The following is a 21,846-nucleotide window of genomic DNA, read 5'->3' on the forward strand; positions in this document are numbered from 1 at the left end:
ATGATAGACACAGCAAATATTTGGGATAAATGTCTAAACGATTTGCGTTATAACGTCAAAGACAACGTGTTTACTATGTGGCTGAGACCTCTGTCAGCTCATCAAGAAGCACAAACTTTAATTATTCTTGCTCCCAATGATTATTTTGTGACGTATATCAAGAAGAATCATCTTCAAGATATTCAGCAGCTGGTGACCAAACACAGTCAAGGTAGTATTGAAGAGGTCGTCGTACGTGTTGATAATGCTGGCCGTAATGCAGAAGATAACAGTCAATCAGGTTCTTTATTTGTAGAAGACGAGGTCTCCCCTACCCCATCCGAACATAAATTTGAATCTATTCATCATAACAACGCAAAAGCAGATATCGACGCGAACATGCGTCATAATGAGCCAGTTGAGTCTGCTGATACAAAATCATTAAGCTATCTGAACCCCGACTTTACTTTTGAAACCTTTGTTACAGGTAAGTCCAATAACTTGGCTTACAAGGCTTGTTATGAGCTTGGTAAGCGCCAATCAAAAAATCGTCACAATCCCTTATTTATATACGGCCCTTCTGGCTTGGGAAAAACGCATTTAATGCATTCTGTAGCTCATCGCTATTTAAAAATAATCAAAGTTTTTATTATTTCACTTCTGAGAAATTTATAAATCAATTAGTTTATTCATTAAGAAATAACAAAATAGAAGATTTTAAAAAGAAAATAAAAAAGTAGATTTATTAATTGTAGATGATATTCATGTATTGGCAGGGAAGACTAAAAGTAGTAATGAGTTTCTAACATTATTTGCAGATTTTACTAGTGGTGATAAACAGTTAATTTTGGCCTCTGATCGACACCCATCCCAAATGACGGAATTTGATGAACGATTTAGATCACGGTTTTCTTGGGGGTTAACAGTCGCTGTTGATCCTCCTGAGATTGATACTCGAGTACAAATTCTGCAGAAAAAAGCAGCCTCCTACGGGATGGTATTACCAAAGGAATGTGCGCTATTCATTGCACAAAATGTGGTGTCTAATGTCAGACGTTTGGAAGGTGCTTTAAATCAGGTATTTGCCAATGCTAACTTAACAGGAGCACAGATTACTCTTGAGATGGTGCAATACGCACTAAAAGACATCGTTGCGATGCGTGTGCAGGCAGTGAATATGGATAACATCCGTAAGATAGTTGCTGAGTACTATGATGTCACGGTCAAAGATATTATGGGGCGTAAACGTACGCGTAGTATTGCAAGACCACGTCAAATAGCGATGGCTTTGTCGCGTGAATTAACAGGCGATAGCTTCCCTGAAATTGGTCAGTCGTTCGGTGGACGCGACCATACAACGGTGATGCACGCTTGCGATAAAGTAAATGAGTTAAGAGCAGCAGATCCTGCGTTTGATAAGGATTATAAAACTCTAGCTCTAATGTTACAGGCAGGATAAAGGCGCCAAATATCATTGTGTTTTAGTAGATACAGATGGTTTATAATATCGAAAATATAAGTGCAAAGATGCTTTGTAGATTATCGTTAGTAGACAAGGTATTATTAAGCCATTACGATAAATATTTATAAAAAAATCATTCAAATAAGAGTAATTAAGCATGCAATTATCGATCAATCGAGAATCGTTACTAAAAGCTATCAACTTGATCGCCAAAGCCGCTGATAAACGCCACAATATGGTTATATTGGGTAATATCAAGCTACAGCTATCAGAATCTGAGCTTATCTTAACAGCGTCAGATTTAGAGGTAGAGCTGACATCGACATTGAAATTGCCTGCTGGTGCTTGTGTAGAAGCAGGTACAACGACACTTCCTGCAACCAAGCTAAAAGATATTTGTAAATCGCTACCTGCACAGGCTCAAGTTAATCTAGCAACTCAAGCAAATGAGCGTTGCTTATTAACTAGTGGTAAGAGTCGTTTTACATTAGGAACATTGCCAAGCGAAGACTATCCGAGCTTGGGTAACCCTGAGAATATCACACCTCTGACTATCAGCCGTAATCGTCTGACAGATTTGATTCACAAAACGCAGTTTGCGATGGCGATTCAAGATGTACGCTATTACTTAACAGGTATGTTGTTTGACGTTTCACAGCAGCAACTGACAACGGTAGCAACAGATGGCCATAGATTGGCATTAGCCCGTAGTGTTATCAATGTAAGCGCAGATCTCAATATGCAAGCTATCTTGCCACGTAAGGCAGTGATCGAACTTGAGCGTCTAGCTTCTGAGCTTGGTAAAATGTTGGGTGATCAGGACAACGCAGTTACCCTAAGTTTTGGCCGAGAGTTTTTACAAGTAAGTTTGCCGTTTGGTGATGTAGATAGTGCAGGGCAAGTTAGCCAAGATCTAATGGTGACGTTTACCGCACGTTTAATTGATGGTAAGTTCCCTGATTATCGCCGTGTGATGCCGAGCAATACTGATAAATTGGCTTTATTCAGTCAAGAAAAATGACAGACGTACTACGTCGTGTTGCCATCTTGAGTAATGAAAAATCTCGTGGTGTGGTCTTTAATTTTGCTAGCGATGGTATGGTCGAAGTACGTGCTAATAATGCTGAGCAGGATGAAGCAGTCGAGATGATACAAGCTAAGTATCAAGGTGAGCCGATGGAGCTGTCGTTTAATGCTGCGTATCTGCAAGATGTATTGGGCGTTATCCAAGGCGATTTACAAATGCATATGAGCCAATCGAATGCCTCTGTATTGGTCAATCAACTAAATGATGAGTTCCATCAATATGTCATCATGCCAATGCGTATATAGTGTTTTTTTTCTTTAGAGACAAACAAAATTGAATAGAAATAGTACGTTTTAAAGAACTTTGTTTTTAGTACTGAATATTAATTTTTAATAAACTTTTGCCTGCTAGATTAGCAGGCTTTAATGGGCGGCTATCGATACCATGATTGAACGTCTACAAATATCCCATCTTAGAAACCTTACTAAAATTAGTTTAGAGCCTGCTGCCTGCAACATAATTATTGGTGCAAATGGCAGTGGTAAAACCTCGTTGCTCGAATCTATATTCTTGTTATCAAGAGGTAAGAGCTTTCGTCATCACCAGCCAAAACGTTATATCCAACATCATCAGAATAACACGACTGTTCATGCTAAGCTCAATGATAGCCGTACTTTAGCTATTCAAAAGCAAGTAGATGCTACGACTATCCTACGCCTCAATCAAACCACTGTTTACAATCAGAGTATCTTGACAGAGCAGCTACCTACGTTGCTGATAGATCCATCGACAATGGATATGTTGGAGCAGGGAAGCGCCAGCCGTCGGCAGCTGCTAGATTGGTTAGTGTTTCACATGAAACAAGGATTTCATCCACAATGGATGGCTTATCAACGTCTTCTAAAACAGCGCAATAGTTTGCTAAAAATTACTCGTAATTTGACTCAAGTACAGCTTGCTGAGCTGAAATCATGGGATAAAGGGTTGAGCAACCATGCTGCCTTGATTCATCATTATCGCGAGCAAGTATTTACTGAATGGCAGCCTTATTTTTCCAAGAGCATTATACAGCTATTGCCATCTTACGCTGAGCAACTGAGCCTAAGCTATAACGCTGGTTACGACACCAGTGTCGCACTAGATGTGCAGCTTAATGAGCGGTTAGAGCAGGATTTGCAATTGGGATATACCCGTATAGGCAATCATCGTGCTGATATTCATGTGCATTGGCGTTCTGATGAGTCTATAAGCGACCAAACCACAGATCACAGAACAGCAGCTTCAGCACATAGTATCCAAACCAAATTACCGGCTTTAAAAGAGCAGGCAGCAAATGTATTGTCTCGCGGTGAAAAGAAACTGCTTATTACTGCACTGCGCCTATCGCAGCTACCACTGTTGCTAAACGATGAAGGGGGCAGTGACCCATTCAATGATGATTTATCATCGAAAGCAACCCCTGTTGTACTCCTAGATGATATCAATGCAGAATTAGATGATAGAGCTATAGAAATACTGCTATCGACCCTAGCTCAACTCCCTTGCCAAATATTTATGACCAGTCTGACAGATGATATTTTACCTTTAGTTAATGAACTTTGGCTACAACCAAATGTGTTTCACGTGAAACAAGGTGAGATTCTGCTTACTAACTAGTATTTCATTTTTCTGCTTATACTTTTGACGATAACCTATCTACTTTCACCTTTCATTACTCAGTACACTAGCCACTACTATCTGTCCTGACAGTTACTATGTTAAGACGACCTTTCACAGACCGTAAAACTCTCAGTAAACAGTGACTTAGAAGCAAAAAAATGTTAAAATAACCCTTTATTTTTGTCCTGTGCTCAGCAATTTATTTGATAGCATCATGGAAAAGATTTCTATTTTTCAATTCTTTATAAGTGTTTGATAAATATGTATTTTATTTATTTCAATAGTTTTAACAACGGTTAGAAAAACAAAGACTATTACTAATAAATAATTTGCTAATTTTATCTCTGTGCGGCCTTTTTTGAGGCTAACGGTGGTTAGTGGTTTAGCTGCTCATATGCACTTTAGATTATGAATAATATACGTTAATTCTAAGATGCCATTATGTAGCGGACTTTTTATAAGTGCGCTAATCGTAAATGGCTGATTATGGCTAGATTAAGGAATGTACATGAGTGATTCATTACCTATTGACCACGAGCAATTGATAGACGACAGTGCTACTGAAGCAGCTGTGCCTACGGTAGTTTCAGAAGTGTTACCTTCTGATTATAGTTCTAAAGATATTCGCGTATTGCGTGGGTTAGAGGCCGTACGGGTGCGTCCTGGTATGTATATCGGTGATACCGATGATGGCACAGGCTTGCATCATATGGTCTTTGAGGTAGTGGATAACTCTATCGATGAGGCGCTTGCCGGTCACTGTGATCAAATTGATATTGTCATCCACGAAGATGAATCTGTCAGTGTGATGGATAATGGTCGCGGTGTGCCTGTTGATATCCACCCAGAAGAGGGTGTATCAGCGGCTCAGGTTATTATGACTGTCTTGCATGCGGGCGGTAAGTTCGATGACAATAGCTATAAAGTGTCAGGTGGCTTGCATGGTGTAGGTGTATCAGTCGTTAACGCTTTGTCTCAAAAGCTTGAAATGAATATCTGGCGTGAAGGCTATCATTATCATCAGACTTATACTGATGGTGTACCTGATAGCGATATCCAACAGATGGAAGCAACCGATCAAACAGGTACCCAAATCCGCTTTTATCCTAGCAGTGATGTGTTTACTGGTACGATCTTTGAGTACGATATCTTGGCAAAACGCTTACGTGAGCTGTCATTTTTGAACTCTGGTGTGCGTATTGTTTTGACTGATGAACGTATTGATAAGCGTCACGAGTTTGAGCATAAAGGTGGCTTGCTAGAGTTTGTTAGCTACATTAATGCTGGTAAAGACGGTATCAATGAAGTCTTTCATTTTACCAGTCAGCAAGATGATGGTATCAGCGTAGAAGTCGCGCTACAGTGGACAGATACGTATAACGAAAAAGTACTGTGCTTCACCAACAATATCCCGCAAAAAGATGGCGGTACTCACTTATCTGGTTTCCGTTCAGCATTGACGCGATGCTTGAACAGTTATATGGATCGCGAGAACCTATTCAAAAAGAGAAAGTCGCTGCAACTGGTGATGATGCTCGCGAAGGGTTAACTGCAATTGTCTCTGTAAAAGTACCAGATCCAAAATTCTCAAGTCAGACCAAAGATAAGCTAGTATCAAGCGAAGTGAAATCTGCTGTTGAATCAGCGATGCATGATAAGTTCAATGACTATCTGTTAGAGAATCCAGGTGCTGGTAAAGCCATTGCTAATAAGATTATCGATGCAGCACGTGCGCGTGATGCGGCTCGTAAAGCGCGCGAGATGACACGTCGCAAGACCACTTTGGATATTGCAGGTCTACCTGGTAAATTGGCTGATTGCCAAGAAAAAGATCCAGTATTATCTGAACTATACATTGTGGAGGGTGACTCTGCAGGTGGGTCAGCTAAACAGGGTCGTAGCCGTAAAACGCAAGCAATTTTACCGCTAAAAGGTAAGATTTTAAACGTTGAGCGTGCTCGTTTCGATAAGATGCTATCGTCTGCCGAAGTGGGTAACCTGATTACTGCGTTAGGTTGTGGTATTGGTCCTGATGAGTATAATCCTGATAAAGTACGCTACCACAAAATCATCATCATGACCGATGCTGATGTTGATGGATCGCATATTCGTACGTTGCTATTGACGTTCTTCTTCCGTCAAACACCTGAGTTGATCGAGCGTGGTTATGTATATATTGCTCAGCCACCGCTATACAAAGTGAAAAAGGTCGTCAAGAGTTATACCTAAAAGATGATGAAGCGCTTAAAGCGTATCTATTGTCTTCAACGATTGATAATACCAAGCTACATATCAGTGCCGATGCGCCTGCGATTACTGGTCAAGCGCTTGAGACACTACTCAATGACTATAACCAAACGCAGTTGATCAAAGCACGTTTACAGATTCGTTTTCCAGCGGTGATTTTGGACGCATTGACGCATACACCAAAACTTAGCACTGACATGACTTATGATGAGTCTGCCATGCAGGATTGGAAAGCAGCAATGCAGACTAAGCTTGATCACTTCGGTAGCGATCTAAGCCCTGAGATTGAACTGGTTAATATCCATGCGCCGCAGCCAAAAATATGGATGCAGCCGCAGCAGATCTATTGGGTATGACGCCAGTAGTAGGTACCGCAGAAGGCGAAGCGTCAGATAGTGAGGCTTTATCTACCAAAGCACAGTGGCTGCCACGCGTCACGGTATATGTGCATCAACTGGCACACCATTATCTGTTAGATGCTAGCTTTATCAACTCTGGTGAGTATGGCAAGTTGTTACGTCTATCAAGCGAGTGGAATACGTTGCTTGAGAGCGACGCCTTTATTCGCCGTGAAGCAAGTGCGGGCACAACGAAAGATATCCCAGTACGTGACTTTGATTACCTATGGCAACAAATGATGCTGGATGCGCGTCGTGGTCTAGCTATCCAGCGTTACAAAGGGCTAGGTGAGATGAACGCCGACCAGCTGTGGGATACAACGATGGATCCTGAAAACCGTCGTATGCTACGCGTTACGATCGAAGATGCTATCGCTGCTGACCATATGTTTACCTGTTTAATGGGTGATCACGTTGAACCGCGTCGTATCTTTATTGAAGAGAATGCGCTAACAGTATCGAACTTAGATATCTAAATTTAAAATTGGTTACTGACAATTTATAAAAATACCGCTTTGATATTCAAGGCGGTATTTTTGTTTCACGTGAAACTCATTTTTTAACGTTGCTATTACTTAATAATTATAATTTGTGGGAATCAAATGGTTGAAGTAATTTTACTCGCTATTGCTTTAGCGATGGATGCGTTTGCAGTGTCGATAGGGTTGGGTGCTAAGGCTCAAAAATACAGTCATCAATATGTACTGCGGTTGGCTATCTATGCTGCGCTATACTTTGGTATTGCTCAGGGCGTGATGCCTCTTATTGGATACTTATTGGGTGCGGCAATGTTGGGTTGGCTGGCCGCTGCTGCACCTTGGGTTGGCGGTACTATATTGATTGCTCTAGGTGGCAAAATGCTTTACGAAGTGTTTACTACTGATGAGTCAGAGGATGACAGTGATGATCTGGACGTCAATAATGATGCTATTAATACTGGTAGTGACACAGTAACAGCCACGAGTAAGCATGGACATATTAATCATCACACCATGTTTACGTTAGCGGTTGCAACCAGTATTGATGCAATGGCGGCAGGGTTTACGCTGAATTTATTGGCACTGAACGCGTGGTTAGCATGCCTTATTATCGCTGTAGTAACCGCTATATTTGGCTGGATCGGGGTCTATTTGGGACGTCGCTCAGGCACATGGCTAGAAGATAAAGCTGAAGCATTGGGCGGTATCGTGCTTATTGCGATTGGTCTAAAAGTGATGTTTTTTAGCTAATTTATTTAGTTTTTTACTGAGTATTTATACAAAGACACCGCTTTGAATATCAAAACGGTGCTTTTTTGTTTCACGTGAAACTCGAATTGGCAATTTTGCTTAGTGATTATTCTTCGTCAGTGTCAAAACGCCAAGCTAGTACGCGAGTGCTTTTTGACCTTGGCTCATCTCGATGATACGCATTTGAGCGACGTTCAACTGCTTTAATAATAATTGCAATGGCTTAACGTTTTCAGATTTCGACACTAAGGTAGTGAACCAACCGACGTGCTCTGCAAAGCTCTGACTTTCTTTTGCCATCTTAGTCAAGAACGCAATTTCTCCACCTTCACTCCATAGCTCTTTGTGCTGACCGCCAAAGTTCAGGTTTTGCGCAGCGTTGCCTGATTTGGTTGAACTGCGGCTGATTTGCTCGCTTTCATTCTTACCACGATGGCGCTGCAAGTTATGTTGCTTGCGACTATTGGCTTCCATCGCTTCTTCTAATGAAGCATGAAACGGAGGATTACAAACCACGACATCAAAATAATCTTGACGACCAATGATGTTTTTAAAGATAAACTTAGGCTCAGGCTGCAGCTTTACCTTGACCGCACTTTTCAACTTTGGATTGGCTTCACAAATCAGCGCTGCGGTGTTGACCGAAATAGGGTCAATATCACTTGCTGTAAAGCGCCAGCCATAGCTTTGGCTACCGACGATAGGATAGATAGCACTGGCACCAGTACCGATATCAAGGGCGTGAATTTCCTTGCCCGTTGGCGGTGTGTTATCGGCATTTACGTGAGTGGTTTGCGCCAGTAAGTCCGCGATATAGTGAATATAATCGGCACGTCCAGGAATAGGCGGGCATAGATAGCCTTCAGGAATGTCCCAAAATTTAACACCGTAATAGTTCGCCAACAGTGCTTTATTTAGCACGCGAACAGCCTGATGATCCGAGAAGTTAATCGTCGACTCACCTTTAGGATTGGTAATGGTGTGGTCAGCAAGCTCGGGTAAGGCGCGAGTCAATACTGCAAAGTCGTAACGACCTTGGTGCGGGTTGCGTGGGTGCAGCTGACCGAGTTTTTTCGCGGTCGCAGGAGATCTGTTTCTATGTTTACTATTTGCAGGGTTACGGGTCATGGGCTTACTTGTCATAATGTCAGGCTACGATATATGGATATAAGTAACCAGTGTAGCAGATTTCGCAGGTTGCTAATTATTTATCCGCGCTTTATCGGTCGCTTATCGGTGACGCAATATCAAGTTAAGCCCTAATACGATCATCGCAGTACCCAATACGCGGTCGATCCAATGTTCAAAACGCTGAAAGCGTCGATGTACCGCAGGGATAGAAAGTAGCATGACGACCGTACTAAACCATGCCATCTGTAACACCATCATCCATACACCATAAATAGCCAATTGCCAAAGCGGTATATCAGGCGACAATACAAGAGTAAAAATGGCTACAAAATAGACAGGTGCTTTTGGATTGAAGACGTTACAAAGGAAACCGCGACGCAACGTGGCAAAGGTAGATTCGTTATTGCTAGGCGATTTTTCGATAGTGGTTTCTTTGGTTGTAGGTATAGTTTGACTAGTGAGCGTATCTTGTGGAACGTGAGCACTTGAACTTACTTGTGGTTCTGTTTTTTCTAAAGGATGCGTTTTTTCTAAAAGGTGAGCTGTGTCTAAATCTGCTGGTTTTTTAGGCTTAGCTTGGATACCTTGCCAACCTAAGTAAATCAGATAGCCGCCCCCAACCATTTAATAGTAGTCAATAACGGCTGTGAATGAGCAATGACAGTCGCCAGTCCTAATACAGAATAGATAATATGGACGGCAAGACCCAAGGTAATACCGAGACTACAAATCAAACCTGTGCGTCGGCCTTTTGCTAATGTCTGCTGCGAGACTAAGACAAAATCAGGGCCAGGTGAGGCCGCAGCCAATAGATGTACGCTAGTGATGAGCAAAAAACCGTGCCAAAATTCCATAAAATACTCTGAACCATATTTAGACCTGCAACATAGTTGCACTTATCGTAAATGAGGTCAAATTTTATCGATTTACGCTTTATTCGAGTCAGTTCTATTGCTTGTATTATCGCGCGAGGGTGTCTATATTAAAAGTGGGTTTATCGACAAATTTCTACGAATGAAGTACCGAGATTCGACTATACCTATTGTATGACAACCTATTATATAACCACTCATTATATAACAATGATTATTTCAACAAGGACAGCACCATGACTACGGACAGCAACGCCACAGAAAACCGCATCACTTATAACACCCAAGGCCATGTTTGCCTTGTCGGGCTCAATCGCGCCAATAAACGTAACGCCTTTGACAGCCATATGATTGGTCAACTGTCTGATGCGATGACACGCTACGAGCAAGACGACAATTTACGCTGTGCATTGATATTTGCGCATGGTGATCATTTTACCGCTGGGCTGGATTTGGTAGAGCTGCAAGACAAGCTAAACGATGGTGTGTTTGAGTTTAATGATGATCAAATCGACCCATGGGGCATTAGTGGAAAACTGCGTACCAAACCTGTGGTCGTGGCGGTAAAAGGTACTTGCTTCACCGTAGCTATCGAGCTGATGCTAAATAGCGACGTGGTCATCGCTAGTGATAACTGTAACTTTGCACAAATGGAAGTACAGCGCGGCATCATGCCATTTGGTGGGGCGACGGTACGGTTTGTAGCCGCTGCTGGCTGGCAAAAAGCCATGCCGTATCTACTCACTGGTAAAGCATTCGATGCGCAAACGGCAGATAGGCTGAATTTGGTCAGTGAAGTAGTAGCAAATGGAACTGAGTACGAGCGTGCATTGACGCTGGCACAAGAAATTTGCAAAGCTGCGCCGTTAGGTGTGAGAGGTGCATTGTCTTCAGCACAAGATGCCAGTCGAAATGGTGCAGCGACTGCATTGGCCAATATCCATAGCTATCTGCCGCCGCTGTTTCATTCAGAAGATGCGAAAGAAGGCGTAATGGCGATGGTTGAGAGACGTGAGGCTGAGTTTAAAGGGATATAGATAATGATGTTTTTCGATAGTGAGCTGTTTGGAAAAGTTCCTTCTCCAGAGTCAATTGAAGATTTATTAGCCTTAGTTAAGAGTCATGCTCCAAATCGTAGAAATGTTTATTTTTGGAGAGGGCAAAGTGATATCCAATGGCCTATTCATAGTGCAGCTTACAGACGGTTGAATATTACTAATAAAGAAGTGACTGAGCAAATTATGCAAAGTTATGAGAAGTCTTTGTTAGAGCATGCTACTCATCAAGGTTATAGATACGATAATAATAGAGAGCTTAAAGATCTAGAGTTACTAGCTAAACTTCAACATCATGGAGCTGCAACGAGATTGCTTGACTGCTCTAGAAATTTGTTAATAGGTCTATGGTTTGCTTGCACATCTGAGCAAGAAAAAAATGGGCTACTTTTCGGATTTCATTCCAACTTTGTTGGAGGATATGAAAATGAGCTTGAAGTTAGGTCTTATGCGGATGTGTGTAATGAGCTAGAAGGTTATGATCATCCATTCGTTTGGCAACCGCCAGTAGTTTCTAAAAGAATAGCATCTCAAAGTGCCCAGTTTCTTTATAGCGGAGTTACTAATAAACCGTCTGGAAGTGTAGCTATATCTAATAATATAGATTCATATATAGCCATAAACATTACTCCTTCCTTTAAAAACTAGCTTTCAAAGAGCTAGCAGAGACTTTTGATATAAGACATTTAACGTTATTTCCTGATCTTGATGGATTTGGGTATGTACATAGTTTTAGGTTCGGTCAGTTTCAACACAACCGTTGGTAAGCTAAACGAGTCTTTTACTAAGATTTTGAAAGGGTATAATATCTTTAAAAAAGTGAATTAAGAATAGAAATATTACTTTAAGCTACTTTAGCTGAAACCATCTACTTACATAGAGCAGCAAATGGCAGAATTGGCTCCAGCTTCATAATAACTCTGATAACCACGGAATCTAACGCAGCAATTCAAAATACCATCATATAAACTAACAATACCACCTAAAAAACCTCGCAATCGCGAGGTTTTTTTATTGAATTCGGCTAATTACATCTGCAGCAGCATTAGAAACTAGGTTCTAATAGACTATTATTTAGCTGACTTATAGTAATCAACCATCATCGTACCTAAAGTGCCGTTGTCATCGATCGTGACGATTCTGACCGTACCTGATTGTGCTGCGGTACTCGACTGCACTTGTCCGGCGTTACCTAGGACGACTTGGTTGTCTTTAGATGCCTTTGCCTCGTTACCGATAGCGATACTGTTCATGCCACCTGCCATAGATTTATTGCCAACCGCGACCGAAGTTGCGCCTTGAGCTGCTGCCGCTTCACCGACAGCGGTAGAGCGTACACCACTTGCATTGGCTAGATGACCAAACGCTTGTGCGCGTTCAGCAGTGGCTTTTGACTGCCAACCGATAGAGGTTGAGCCTAGACCAGTGGCATTGGCTTCACCGCCTACGGCAGTGGCTGAGTTTAGTCCTGCATTGGCTTTATTACCGACAGCAACCGTATCATTATTGCCACCTGCCATAGCTGCTTCACCGACAGCGGTAGAGCGTACACCGCTTGCATTGGCTAGATGACCAAAAGCTTGCGCACGTTCGGCAGTGGCTTTAGATTGCCAACCGATAGAGGTTGAGCCTAGACCAGCAGCGTTAGCTTGACCGCCAACGGCAGTAGCTGAGTTTAATCCTGCATTAGCCTGACTACCAATGGCAACGGTATCATTGGTGCCGCTAGTCGTGGCAGCATTGCCGAGAGTGATGGCGGTGCTGCTAGTTGCGTTTGCAGTTTGATGGTCAGTTCCTGTTGCCATAGCAGTGCAAGAAGCAGTTGCGGCAATGGCAAAGGTGAGCGCACTAATCTTTAGTACTGATTTCGGTAAAAAGTCCATTTTCATTCTTCATTCCTTTTTGTTAGCCTTGATGGCTTATTAGATAGTTTGGGTAGATGTTGATAGATTATAATCATGGCAACATCAGCGCACTCTGGCACAAATAACTTTATGATAGATAGAGTCCGAAACCTTAATGTAGCATTAATTTTTAATCATTATTAAAACAATGTTCACTTTATATCTTTGACGGTTATTTAAGCCGATAAATGGATAATTAAAGTCTAAGAGCACTTTAATTATTTGTAAAAAATCGAATGCGCCTTAATCTACTAGAGCAGATAGCGTAGCGTATATTGATAATATAGTGCACATATTGCGATGTGTTTTTGACGTTTCAAACCATTATTATTCCAAATAAGAAGAGTAGCAATGCAATATAACTTTGATGAAATAATCGACAGACGCGATACCGGCTCACTTAAGTGGCACTATACCGATGACACGATTGCGCTATGGGTCGCGGATATGGATTTTAAGGCTGCCGCACCGATATTAAGCGCGGTTGAGCAAGTCGTGCAGCATAGCATCTTGGGTTATACCAAGCCTACTGATGCCTTATACAACTCGATTATTAACTGGCATGGCAGTCGTTATGACTTGCAGTTAGAGAAGCAAAATATCTTGTTTTCCCCTGGTGTCGTGCCAAGCCTAGCGCTGATGATGAATGTCTTTACCAAGGTAGGCGAGGCGGTAATGGTCAACGATCCTATCTACACGCCTTTTATGACTAAGGTTGAGCAAAATGATCGCAAGCTTGTACTCTCTGCATTAAAGGAAGTCGAAGGTAAATATCATCTGGATTTGGCTGATATCGAAGCCAAGATAATCGAGCATGAGGTTAAGCTTTATCTACTGTGCAATCCGCACAATCCTGGCGGGCGTGTATGGACGAGGGACGAACTAAAAACGCTACTGGCCATTTGCAAAAAGCACAACGTGGCGATTGTTAGTGACGAAATTCATCAAGATTTGACCTTGACTGGTCATACGTTTACGCCATTTCTGACGCTAGCAAAAGGCTATGAGCACAATGTAGTCAGCCTGACTTCGATGACCAAAACCTTCAACATCGCAGGTATCAAAGGCTCAATGATATTTGCAACAGATGAGGCATTGGTCAAAAAAATCAGCCAGCAGCAGCAGTTAAATGATGAGTATGAGCTGAATCTATTTGCGTATACAGCCATGCGTAGTGCTTACGAGCACGGCGGTGAGTGGCTAGAGCAGGCGCTTAATTATATAGATGCCAATATTGAATTGACGATGCAGTTTTTAAATGAGCATTTGCCTGATATTAAAATCATGCGCCCAGAAGCATCGTACCTAATTTGGCTAGATTGCTCAGCATATAGCCAAGACGATCAAGCATTATATGATGCGCTTAGAGCTGCTAAAGTTGAGCTAAACGCTGGCATTAAATATGGCGAAGAAGGACATTTAAAGATGCGCCTAAATGTGGCCTGTCCTAAAGAAATATTGAGGGAAGGTTTGAATCGCATTCATGCAGTGTTGGGTGATATTACGTAGTAAACCTAGTAAATGGCTGATGAACAGAGAGGAAGATAGTTTGCTCATAATTGGGTTTGCTGTCTACTCTTTGCTTATTTTTATCATTGCTTAGAGAGTAATTATTCAAATTGAGGGTATGCGCGAATAATAATCGTGAATAATTAACCATCTAATAGCCAATAGAGGGCGTAAACTTGTTAAAATAGGGCACCAATTTATCTATTGATGGATATCGATTTATGACCACTGCTGCTGCCACTCCTGCAATCAAAGAAGATCGCATCTTAATCCTCGATTTTGGCTCGCAATATAGCCAGTTAATCGCTCGCCGTGTGCGCGATTCTGGGGTGTTTTGTGAGATGTTCCCTTATGATATCGACACTCAGCGCATCATCGATTTTGGCGCAAAAGGCGTCATTTTGTCAGGTGGCCCTGAGAGCGTCCACGCAGAAAACAGCCCACGTATCAACGATGCGGTATTTGATCTAGGCGTGCCAGTACTAGGTATCTGCTACGGTATGCAAGCGATGGCAGATCGTTTCGGCGGGCAAGTTCATGCCAGTGATATCCATGAGTTTGGTGCGGCGACTATCGAAGTAAATGGTCACTCGCAGCTGACTGACGGTATCGAAGACAGCAAGACTGACGGCGCGGCTGCCAAGCTAAACGTTTGGATGAGTCATGGTGACAAGGTCATTGAAGTACCTGAAGGCTTTGACATCATCGCTAGCACGCCAAGCTGTCCGATCGCGATTATGGCCAATGATGACAAGCAATACTACGGTCTACAGTTCCATCCAGAAGTCACGCATACGCTACAAGGTCAAGCGCTGCTTGGTCGTTTCGTTCATCAAATCTGTGAATGTGCAGGTGAGTGGACGCCAGACAATATCGCTGATATGCGTATCGCACAGTTAAAAGAGCAAATCGGTGACAAGCAAGTATTGCTAGGTCTATCGGGCGGTGTTGATAGTTCAGTCGTTGCCGCGTTATTGCACAAAGCAATCGGCGATCAGCTGACTTGTGTGTTCGTCGATAACGGTCTATTGCGTCTGCATGAAGGTGACCAAGTCATGCAAATCTTTGCAGAAAACATGGGTGTAAAAGTCATCCGTGTTGATGCTGAAGATTTGTTCTTAGATGCGCTAGCGGGCGAGTCTGATCCAGAGAAAAACGTAAAATCATCGGCAAAACCTTCATTGACGTATTCGCTGATAGCGCGCGTCAAGTGAGCGAGCAGAGCGATGGTAAAGTGGTTGAGTTCTTGGCACAGGGTACGATTTACCCAGACGTTATCGAATCTGCTAAGTCACATCAAGGCAAAGCACACGTGATTAAGAGCCACCATAACGTAGGCGGTTTGCCAGATGATTTGGCATTTAAACTGATTGAGCCGTTACGTGATTTGTTCAAGGACGAAGTGCGCAAGCTTGGTATTACATTGGGCCTACCAGCCAAAATGATCTATCGTCATCCGTTCCCAGGTCCAGGTTTGGGCGTGCGTATCCTTGGTGAAGTCAAAAAGAATATGCTGATATCCTGCGTTTGGCAGATGCGATCTTTATGCAAGAGCTTGAGCGTTCAGGCTGGTATGACAAGACGGCACAAGCATTTGCGGTATTCCAACCAATCAAATCTGTCGGCGTGGTCGGCGATGGCCGTCGCTATGCGTGGGTAATCGCGCTACGTGCGGTTGAGACTGTAGACTTTATGACGGCTCGCTTTGCACATCTGCCGTATGATTTGATCGAGACGGTATCGAACCGCATTATGAATGAAATCGCTGACGTATCCCGCGTGACTTATGATGTGTCGAGCAAGCCGCCTGCAACGATTGAGTGGGAATAGCATCAAACTAAAAATCTGATTAGCTCAATATAGTCATAAAAAAGCACTCAACTTAGTTGGGTGCTTTTTTTGGTTTATATGAAGAATTTAATTATTTTCAGAAGCTTTTATATACTATTGTGTGTTAACTTTTGTATAGTTAATTTTTACCATATAGTAGGCAATTAAAAATTGATTGCCTAAAAATTACGAAAAGGACAAGGTTTTATGATTAGTAAGATTGAAACTCAGAAGATAAAGATTAAAAACCAACCGTCAACAGACGGTACTTTTTGGAGAGGTTTAGGGGGTCATTTTAGTAACTTGACTCAAATTATTAGTGAATTTGTAGATAATAGTATTTCAGGTTTTGTGGAGTCACCTATACCAGTCGCTAACATCACAGTTAGTATAGTTAGAATCGCCAACGGTGATGTGAAAATTAAAATTATCGATAATGCTTCAGGAATTAAAGACTTAGATTCCGCATTTGAAATAGGTTCTATAAAGACCAAGTCAAGTAGCTTAAATGAACATGGTTTTGGTATGAAGCATGCTTTGGCATCTGCTAACCCTAATAATAATGACTGGGTAATAACAACTAGAACTATTGAAGACGCACATCTAAATCAGTACAAAGTTATTTCAGCACCTTATAAGTTTGATGATTTCGAAGCTACTTTATATGATGGCGCAGATCTTGAATCTAAAACGGGAACTAAGATTGAGTTCACTGTGAACAGGCAGTTGTTCAAAACAATAGTTGCAGGTTTGCCAGGAAACTATCAAGCTCTTTCATCAATAGTTAAAATATTGAAAGAGGATTTGGGTTATATATACTCTGCATTTATAAAAAATAATATAGCTTCAATAGTAATTGAATTCAACGAAGAGGGTCAAGAGCAGGAATTCGAAAAAGTTACTGCTGTTGAACCACAGGTAGAAGCGACTATTGATCCTGGTAATAGTCAGGAAAATATTGATTTAGGTGATGGTAATGTAGTTCTAGAATATAAATTTAGTAAAATAAATGAGAATCCAACATATAAGAAACATTATATAAAAACTATGTCGACTTCTGGTGTCGAGATAAGGATAAATGGTAGATTGTTAGCTGATAATTTGTTTAAAGAGATATGGGGTATAGAAAAACATAACTCATATAATTATTTGTTAGTACAAATAGATATTAAGTCTGAGTACTCTAACAGGTTACCGAAAACAACAACTTCTAAAACTGGCTTAAGACAAGATGATGAAAAGTTATCAGTTCTATATGAATGGATAAAAAAGAAGCTACCAACTCCAAAGCAAGACTCTAAGTTAAGTGACCATGAAATTGATCTATTCAAACAACTCAAAGACACTAAGAAACCTCATATAGCAGATACTGATATTATAACTTTAGAACAGCGTGCATATACAAATTTGAATGAAAAGATACGAATAGACTTCTATCTTAATCAAAATAATGAAATAAAGATTTATGAAGGAAAGAAAGATAAGACAACACCTAAAGATGTTTATCAACTAATGATGTATTGGGATGGTTTAGTATATGATGGTATAAATCCTGATGTTGGTATCTTAATTGCAGCTGAACACCCTAAGTCAGTAGAGTCGATCGTAGAATTAGTAAATAATAGGCTAGATGATAATAAAAGAAATTACAATTTCATTATGAAAACATGGAACCAAGAAGGTATTCCTTACCCAAATTAATTCGAATATAAAGTAACTTTATTCTAAAGGGAACAAAAAGCAGCACCTCAAAAGAGATGCTGCCTTTTTTATAATGCTTAACTGCTAAGCTAAAATTTTATCCTTTCACATTCACCACATAACGCCCAACCACTTTGCTAGACATAAAGCGATCTAAGTATTCTGGCGTTTGCTCTAGTGTAATCTCTTCCCCATAACTCTCTAGGTTAGGCAGTTTCATATCCGTAGCGACACGTTTCCAAATCGCTTCTTTATCAGCCAACGGGATATAGACCGAGTCGATACCCAATAATGATACCGCTCTAGTGATGAATGGCATGACCGTCATCGAAAACTCAGCGCCACTGGCTAGGCCACAGCTTGTCACCGCGCCGCCCGCTTTGGTTTGTTTGAGCAAATTAGATAGGTAATCGCCACCGATAGTATCGATAGCGTTTGCCCATAGCTCACGGCCAACAGGTTTGTTACCGATTTCATTGATGGTATCGCGATGACGTACTTCGCTCGCGCCAAGCTCTTTTAGATGTTCGCTTTGCTCTGGTTTACCTGAGAATGCAATCACCTCATAGCCGAGCTGCTTTAAGATAGCGATACTGATCGTACCCACGCCACCTGTTGCACCAGTCACGGCAACTGGGCCATCACTTGGTTTTGCGCCCATTTTCTCTAGCTTTTGCACACTTAGTGCTGCGGTTAGGCCGCCAGTACCATAGGTCATCGCTTCTTTTAGCGTCAGCGTTTCTGGGCAAGGTAGCGCCCACTCTGCGGGGATTGAGATCATTTGACCGAGACCACCATCTGTGTCCATACCGAGATCATAGCCGAATACCAATACCTCTTGTCCTGCGCTAAACGTGCCTGATTTATCACTGACGACCACGCCAGCTGCGTCGATACCTGGGGTATGCGGGTACTGTTTGGTGATTCGTTTATTACCAGTGGCTGACATCGCATCTTTAAAGTTTAACGATGAATAATGCACTTCGATGAGCAAATCATTTTCTGGCAAGTCACTGACTTTGCGCTCTTGAATGCTTTTTTGAATTCGCCATCGCTGGTTTCTTCGACAACTAAGGCTTTGAATGTTGTATCGTTTGACATAGCTATATCCTTACTAAATATTATTATTTGGGTTGATAGGTAACTGCTGATGAAACTAATTACTTTGAAATCATCATGACAACAGCATGGTTAAAATAAAAAAGCCCATAGTATTATCTGACGAGTAATACAAATGGACTTTTCATATTTATGATGCCTTCAATGACAATCAATGCAAGGTCAGAGTATCGCTTAAGGTTTTAGGATAACTTTACCTTTTTTACTTGATTGTACTTTTCCAGAGACGGCAGTTGTGATGTCATCTAGACTATAAATGGCTTCGATAGGGAGTTTTAGATCGCCGTTCGAAGCGCGTTCTAGTAGCTCATCGATTAGACGTTGTTTGTTAGCAAGATCCATTTCTTGACTGGTTTTACTGCCCCAGAATCCTTTGACAGTCGCTTGCTTAAAGATCAAGCTACCAGCATCTAATGCCATTGGTTTGCCTGACATGATACCGAATGAGACCAGCGTACCTTTGCTACCAAGTAATGATAGTAGCTCGTTGCTCGACTCACCACCGACTGAATCAACGGCTGCTGTGATCTTGTCATCACCAATGATAGCGCGAACTTGGTCTTTCCAGTCATCATCAGCGGTGACGACATTGTTTTTGATACCGAGCGAGGTCAACTCTTCTATCGCGTCTTTACTACGTACGAGATTGATCGTATTCACACCGCGTGCTGCTGCTAGCATCGCAAGGGTTTTACCCACCGCGCCGTTTGCCGCGTTATGAATAATCCATTGACCGCTAGTTACTTCTAAGAATTCTAATAGCATTAGGGCAGACAACGGCATAGCGATCAGCTGGGCAGCTAACTCGTCTTCGATGCTATCAGGCATGTTAAATACCATGCTGGCAGGAGCGACAAAATACTCCGCCCACGTCTCGTGCACACTGGCACAAGCCACACGTTGACCAACACTTAGATCTGTCACATCATCGCCCACGGCATCGATAATACCTAGCGCCTCACTACCACCGATGGCTGGCATCTCAGGCTTATAGCCGTATTGACCACTTACGGTTAGCAAGTCATGGTTATGAATAGGGGAGAGAATGGTTTTGATACGGACTTCGTTGGCAGCAGGCTGCGGCATGGGACTGTCGCCAGCGCTCAATACGTTGGAGGGTTTGCCAAAGCTGTTATGAATAGCACTACGCATGATGATTTCCTTTGTTTATTTTTAATAATCGTATTCTAGTTATTTGATTGTCTGTCAGTGATGGACACTTGAAGAAAGCGTGCAATCAGCTAACAACAGTAGCAACTTTGATGGATTGTTATCAGTACTTTTTTGGTTAAGTAACGTTGTTGCTTACTGATGAGGACATTGCACAATCATGGCAAATTCAAGACAGCGATATTATTGGGAAATATGCTGTAGTGCGCAGGAATATTTAATAAAACTCTATCCTGCTCAGTACATGCTCTTGTATTAGATAGGCGCAGATGTACGCACTTGGCCACGCAAAAATAAAAGCCAGTCCCCAAGAATGCATCAATTCTGTAAAAAGCCATCAACGTAGCCTACTTTTACCAATAATAGCGCTGACGAGATAATAAGCGACATCATCATCGCCATCAGACCTGTAAAGATAAGGCGATAGAGCTTGCGACGAATGCGTATTCTGATAGTGGGAAAGTTGGTCATAGTATTTGGTGTCCTACAGGATGATAGCAATTAATGACGCTCAGCCTATGATGCTGGCGTATGGCACAAATATAATTATGCGGTAATAAATAAGCGTAACTGACAAGATAGTTGGCTACGAGGGCACATGATACGCTTCGAAAATGAGTAGGTAAAATCGTTATTATTAATGGTAGGGTTTGCGATATGTTATTAATATGATTATTGTCTTTAAAGCAGCATTTTAAAGCTTTTTGAAGAGCTTATTGCTAAAACGAATATCTCTAAAAACAGCGCGTTCTCAACAGTCAGTTTTGCTACGATAACTTACTATAACTAAGACCAAAAACAACTAGGAGTATAGTATGGCAGCTCAAGAACAACGAGGGTCTCAACAAAAAACATTAGGAATCATCGGTGGTATGAGCTGGGAGAGTACCGAGAGCTATTATCGTCTGATTAATGAAGGTGTCAAGCATCAGCTTGGCGGACTACATTCAGCAGATTTGTTGATTCATAGTGTGGATTTTGCGTTGATCAATACGTTACAGGAGCAAGGCAGATGGGACGAGCTAGGTATGATAATGGCTAACAGTGCTCAGCGTCTACAAGTAGCTGGCGTACAAGGAATCATGATTGCTTCTAACACGATGCACAAACTGGTCGATGACGTGCGCTCCGCCACAGACTTGCCATTGACTCACATCGCTGATGCGACTACTGATGCTATCAAAAAACAAAATCTTAACAAAATAGCCTTACTTGGTACTCAGTTTACGATGACTCAAGATTTTTATAAGCAGCGTCTTATGGATGCGGATTTACAAGTATTGATACCAGAAGATGAGGCGAGAGCAGAAGTACATCGCATTATCAAAAAAGAGCTGTGTGTCGGTGAGTTTAAAGACAGCTCACGAGCGTATTATCGTCAAGTGATTAAAGATTTGGCAGCGAAAGGGGCAGAGGGTGTGATCTTGGGCTGCACAGAGATTGGTCTACTTATTAAACAGGCTGATAGCCCCATACCTGTATTTGATACCACAGCTATTCATGCAGCTGCGGCGGTAGATTTTTGTTAGAGTAGTGCGAACTGATAAAAATATT

At 41.8% G+C, this 21,846-nt stretch carries 12 protein-coding genes and 6 pseudogenes; 11 read left to right on the forward strand and 7 right to left on the reverse strand.

The features are described 5' to 3' along the window. From dnaA to ACOBWA_RS00025, 5 genes and pseudogenes are all read left to right on the forward strand, one after another. Positions 1-1,438, forward strand: a pseudogene (dnaA, locus tag ACOBWA_RS00005) (chromosomal replication initiator protein DnaA). A gap of 160 nt (positions 1,439-1,598) precedes the next feature. Beyond that, positions 1,599-2,773: pseudogene (dnaN, locus tag ACOBWA_RS00010) on the forward strand (DNA polymerase III subunit beta). Between the two features lie 139 nt (positions 2,774-2,912). Then, on the forward strand, positions 2,913-4,124 hold the full coding sequence (gene recF, locus ACOBWA_RS00015; protein ID WP_420229845.1) for a DNA replication/repair protein RecF: 1,212 nt from the start codon (positions 2,913-2,915) through the stop codon (positions 4,122-4,124). Positions 4,125-4,635: 511 nt separating this feature from the next. Continuing rightward, positions 4,636-7,248: pseudogene (gene gyrB, locus ACOBWA_RS00020) on the forward strand (DNA topoisomerase (ATP-hydrolyzing) subunit B). Between the two features lie 126 nt (positions 7,249-7,374). Beyond that, on the forward strand, positions 7,375-8,001 hold the full coding sequence (locus tag ACOBWA_RS00025) for a manganese efflux pump MntP family protein (protein WP_420229846.1): 627 nt from the start codon (positions 7,375-7,377) through the stop codon (positions 7,999-8,001). A gap of 106 nt (positions 8,002-8,107) precedes the next feature. Here ACOBWA_RS00025 and rlmF read toward each other — a convergent pair. Together rlmF and ACOBWA_RS00035 are read right to left on the reverse strand one after the other, a co-directional pair. Beyond that, positions 8,108-9,144, reverse strand: a pseudogene (gene rlmF, locus ACOBWA_RS00030) (23S rRNA (adenine(1618)-N(6))-methyltransferase RlmF). 87 nt (positions 9,145-9,231) lie between these two features. Continuing rightward, a pseudogene (locus tag ACOBWA_RS00035) lies at positions 9,232-9,986 on the reverse strand (LysE family translocator). A gap of 254 nt (positions 9,987-10,240) precedes the next feature. Between ACOBWA_RS00035 and ACOBWA_RS00040 the strand changes: the two are divergent. Together ACOBWA_RS00040 and ACOBWA_RS00045 are read left to right on the forward strand one after the other, a co-directional pair. Next, positions 10,241-11,041 carry a crotonase/enoyl-CoA hydratase family protein gene (locus ACOBWA_RS00040; protein WP_414559692.1) on the forward strand — a complete coding sequence of 267 codons (801 nt, stop codon included), beginning with the start codon at positions 10,241-10,243 and terminating at the stop codon, positions 11,039-11,041. Between the two features lie 3 nt (positions 11,042-11,044). Continuing rightward, the gene (locus ACOBWA_RS00045; protein WP_420229847.1) at positions 11,045-11,707 is read left to right on the forward strand and encodes an FRG domain-containing protein; all 663 of its coding nucleotides are present in this window, start codon (positions 11,045-11,047) and stop codon (positions 11,705-11,707) included. A gap of 422 nt (positions 11,708-12,129) precedes the next feature. On the opposite strand, the gene ACOBWA_RS00050 is transcribed toward ACOBWA_RS00045, so the two are convergent. Then, positions 12,130-12,948 (reverse strand): hypothetical protein, encoded by an 819-nt coding sequence (locus ACOBWA_RS00050; RefSeq protein WP_420229848.1) that lies wholly within the window; start codon positions 12,946-12,948, stop codon positions 12,130-12,132. Between the two features lie 366 nt (positions 12,949-13,314). On the opposite strand from ACOBWA_RS00050, the gene ACOBWA_RS00055 reads away from it, so the two are divergent. The 3 genes and pseudogenes from ACOBWA_RS00055 to ACOBWA_RS00065 all read left to right on the forward strand — a co-directional run bounded on the left by ACOBWA_RS00055 (position 13,315) and on the right by ACOBWA_RS00065 (position 18,003). Beyond that, entirely contained in the window at positions 13,315-14,472 is a 1,158-nt protein-coding gene (locus ACOBWA_RS00055) for a MalY/PatB family protein (protein WP_420229849.1), read from the forward strand. A gap of 221 nt (positions 14,473-14,693) precedes the next feature. Beyond that, positions 14,694-16,302, forward strand: a pseudogene (gene guaA, locus ACOBWA_RS00060) (glutamine-hydrolyzing GMP synthase). 207 nt (positions 16,303-16,509) lie between these two features. After that, on the forward strand, positions 16,510-18,003 hold the full coding sequence (locus tag ACOBWA_RS00065; protein ID WP_420229850.1) for an ATP-binding protein: 1,494 nt from the start codon (positions 16,510-16,512) through the stop codon (positions 18,001-18,003). A 97-nt stretch (positions 18,004-18,100) separates the two neighbouring features. Here ACOBWA_RS00065 and ACOBWA_RS00070 read toward each other — a convergent pair whose 3' ends face one another. From ACOBWA_RS00070 to ACOBWA_RS00085, 4 genes are all read right to left on the reverse strand, one after another. Continuing rightward, positions 18,101-19,012: a YhdH/YhfP family quinone oxidoreductase gene (locus tag ACOBWA_RS00070; RefSeq protein ID WP_420229851.1), complete on the reverse strand. Its 912-nt coding sequence runs from the start codon at positions 19,010-19,012 to the stop codon at positions 18,101-18,103. Continuing rightward, a complete protein-coding gene (locus ACOBWA_RS00075) occupies positions 18,967-19,104 on the reverse strand; it encodes a hypothetical protein (protein WP_420229852.1) in 138 nt (45 codons plus the stop codon). The genes ACOBWA_RS00070 and ACOBWA_RS00075 overlap by 46 nt, the downstream gene beginning before the upstream one ends. Before the next feature lie 192 nt (positions 19,105-19,296). Further along, positions 19,297-20,274: a zinc-binding dehydrogenase gene (locus ACOBWA_RS00080; protein ID WP_420229853.1), complete on the reverse strand. Its 978-nt coding sequence runs from the start codon at positions 20,272-20,274 to the stop codon at positions 19,297-19,299. A gap of 336 nt (positions 20,275-20,610) precedes the next feature. Continuing rightward, positions 20,611-20,763 carry a hypothetical protein gene (locus ACOBWA_RS00085; RefSeq protein ID WP_420229854.1) on the reverse strand — a complete coding sequence of 51 codons (153 nt, stop codon included), beginning with the start codon at positions 20,761-20,763 and terminating at the stop codon, positions 20,611-20,613. A gap of 344 nt (positions 20,764-21,107) precedes the next feature. Between ACOBWA_RS00085 and ACOBWA_RS00090 the strand changes: the two genes are divergently transcribed. Beyond that, positions 21,108-21,821, forward strand: coding sequence for an aspartate/glutamate racemase family protein (locus ACOBWA_RS00090; RefSeq protein ID WP_420229855.1), 714 nt, complete (start codon positions 21,108-21,110; stop codon positions 21,819-21,821). Positions 21,822-21,846 lie beyond the last annotated feature (25 nt).

Source organism: Psychrobacter sp. ER1 (assembly GCF_048631835.1).
GTDB lineage: Bacteria > Pseudomonadota > Gammaproteobacteria > Pseudomonadales > Moraxellaceae > Psychrobacter.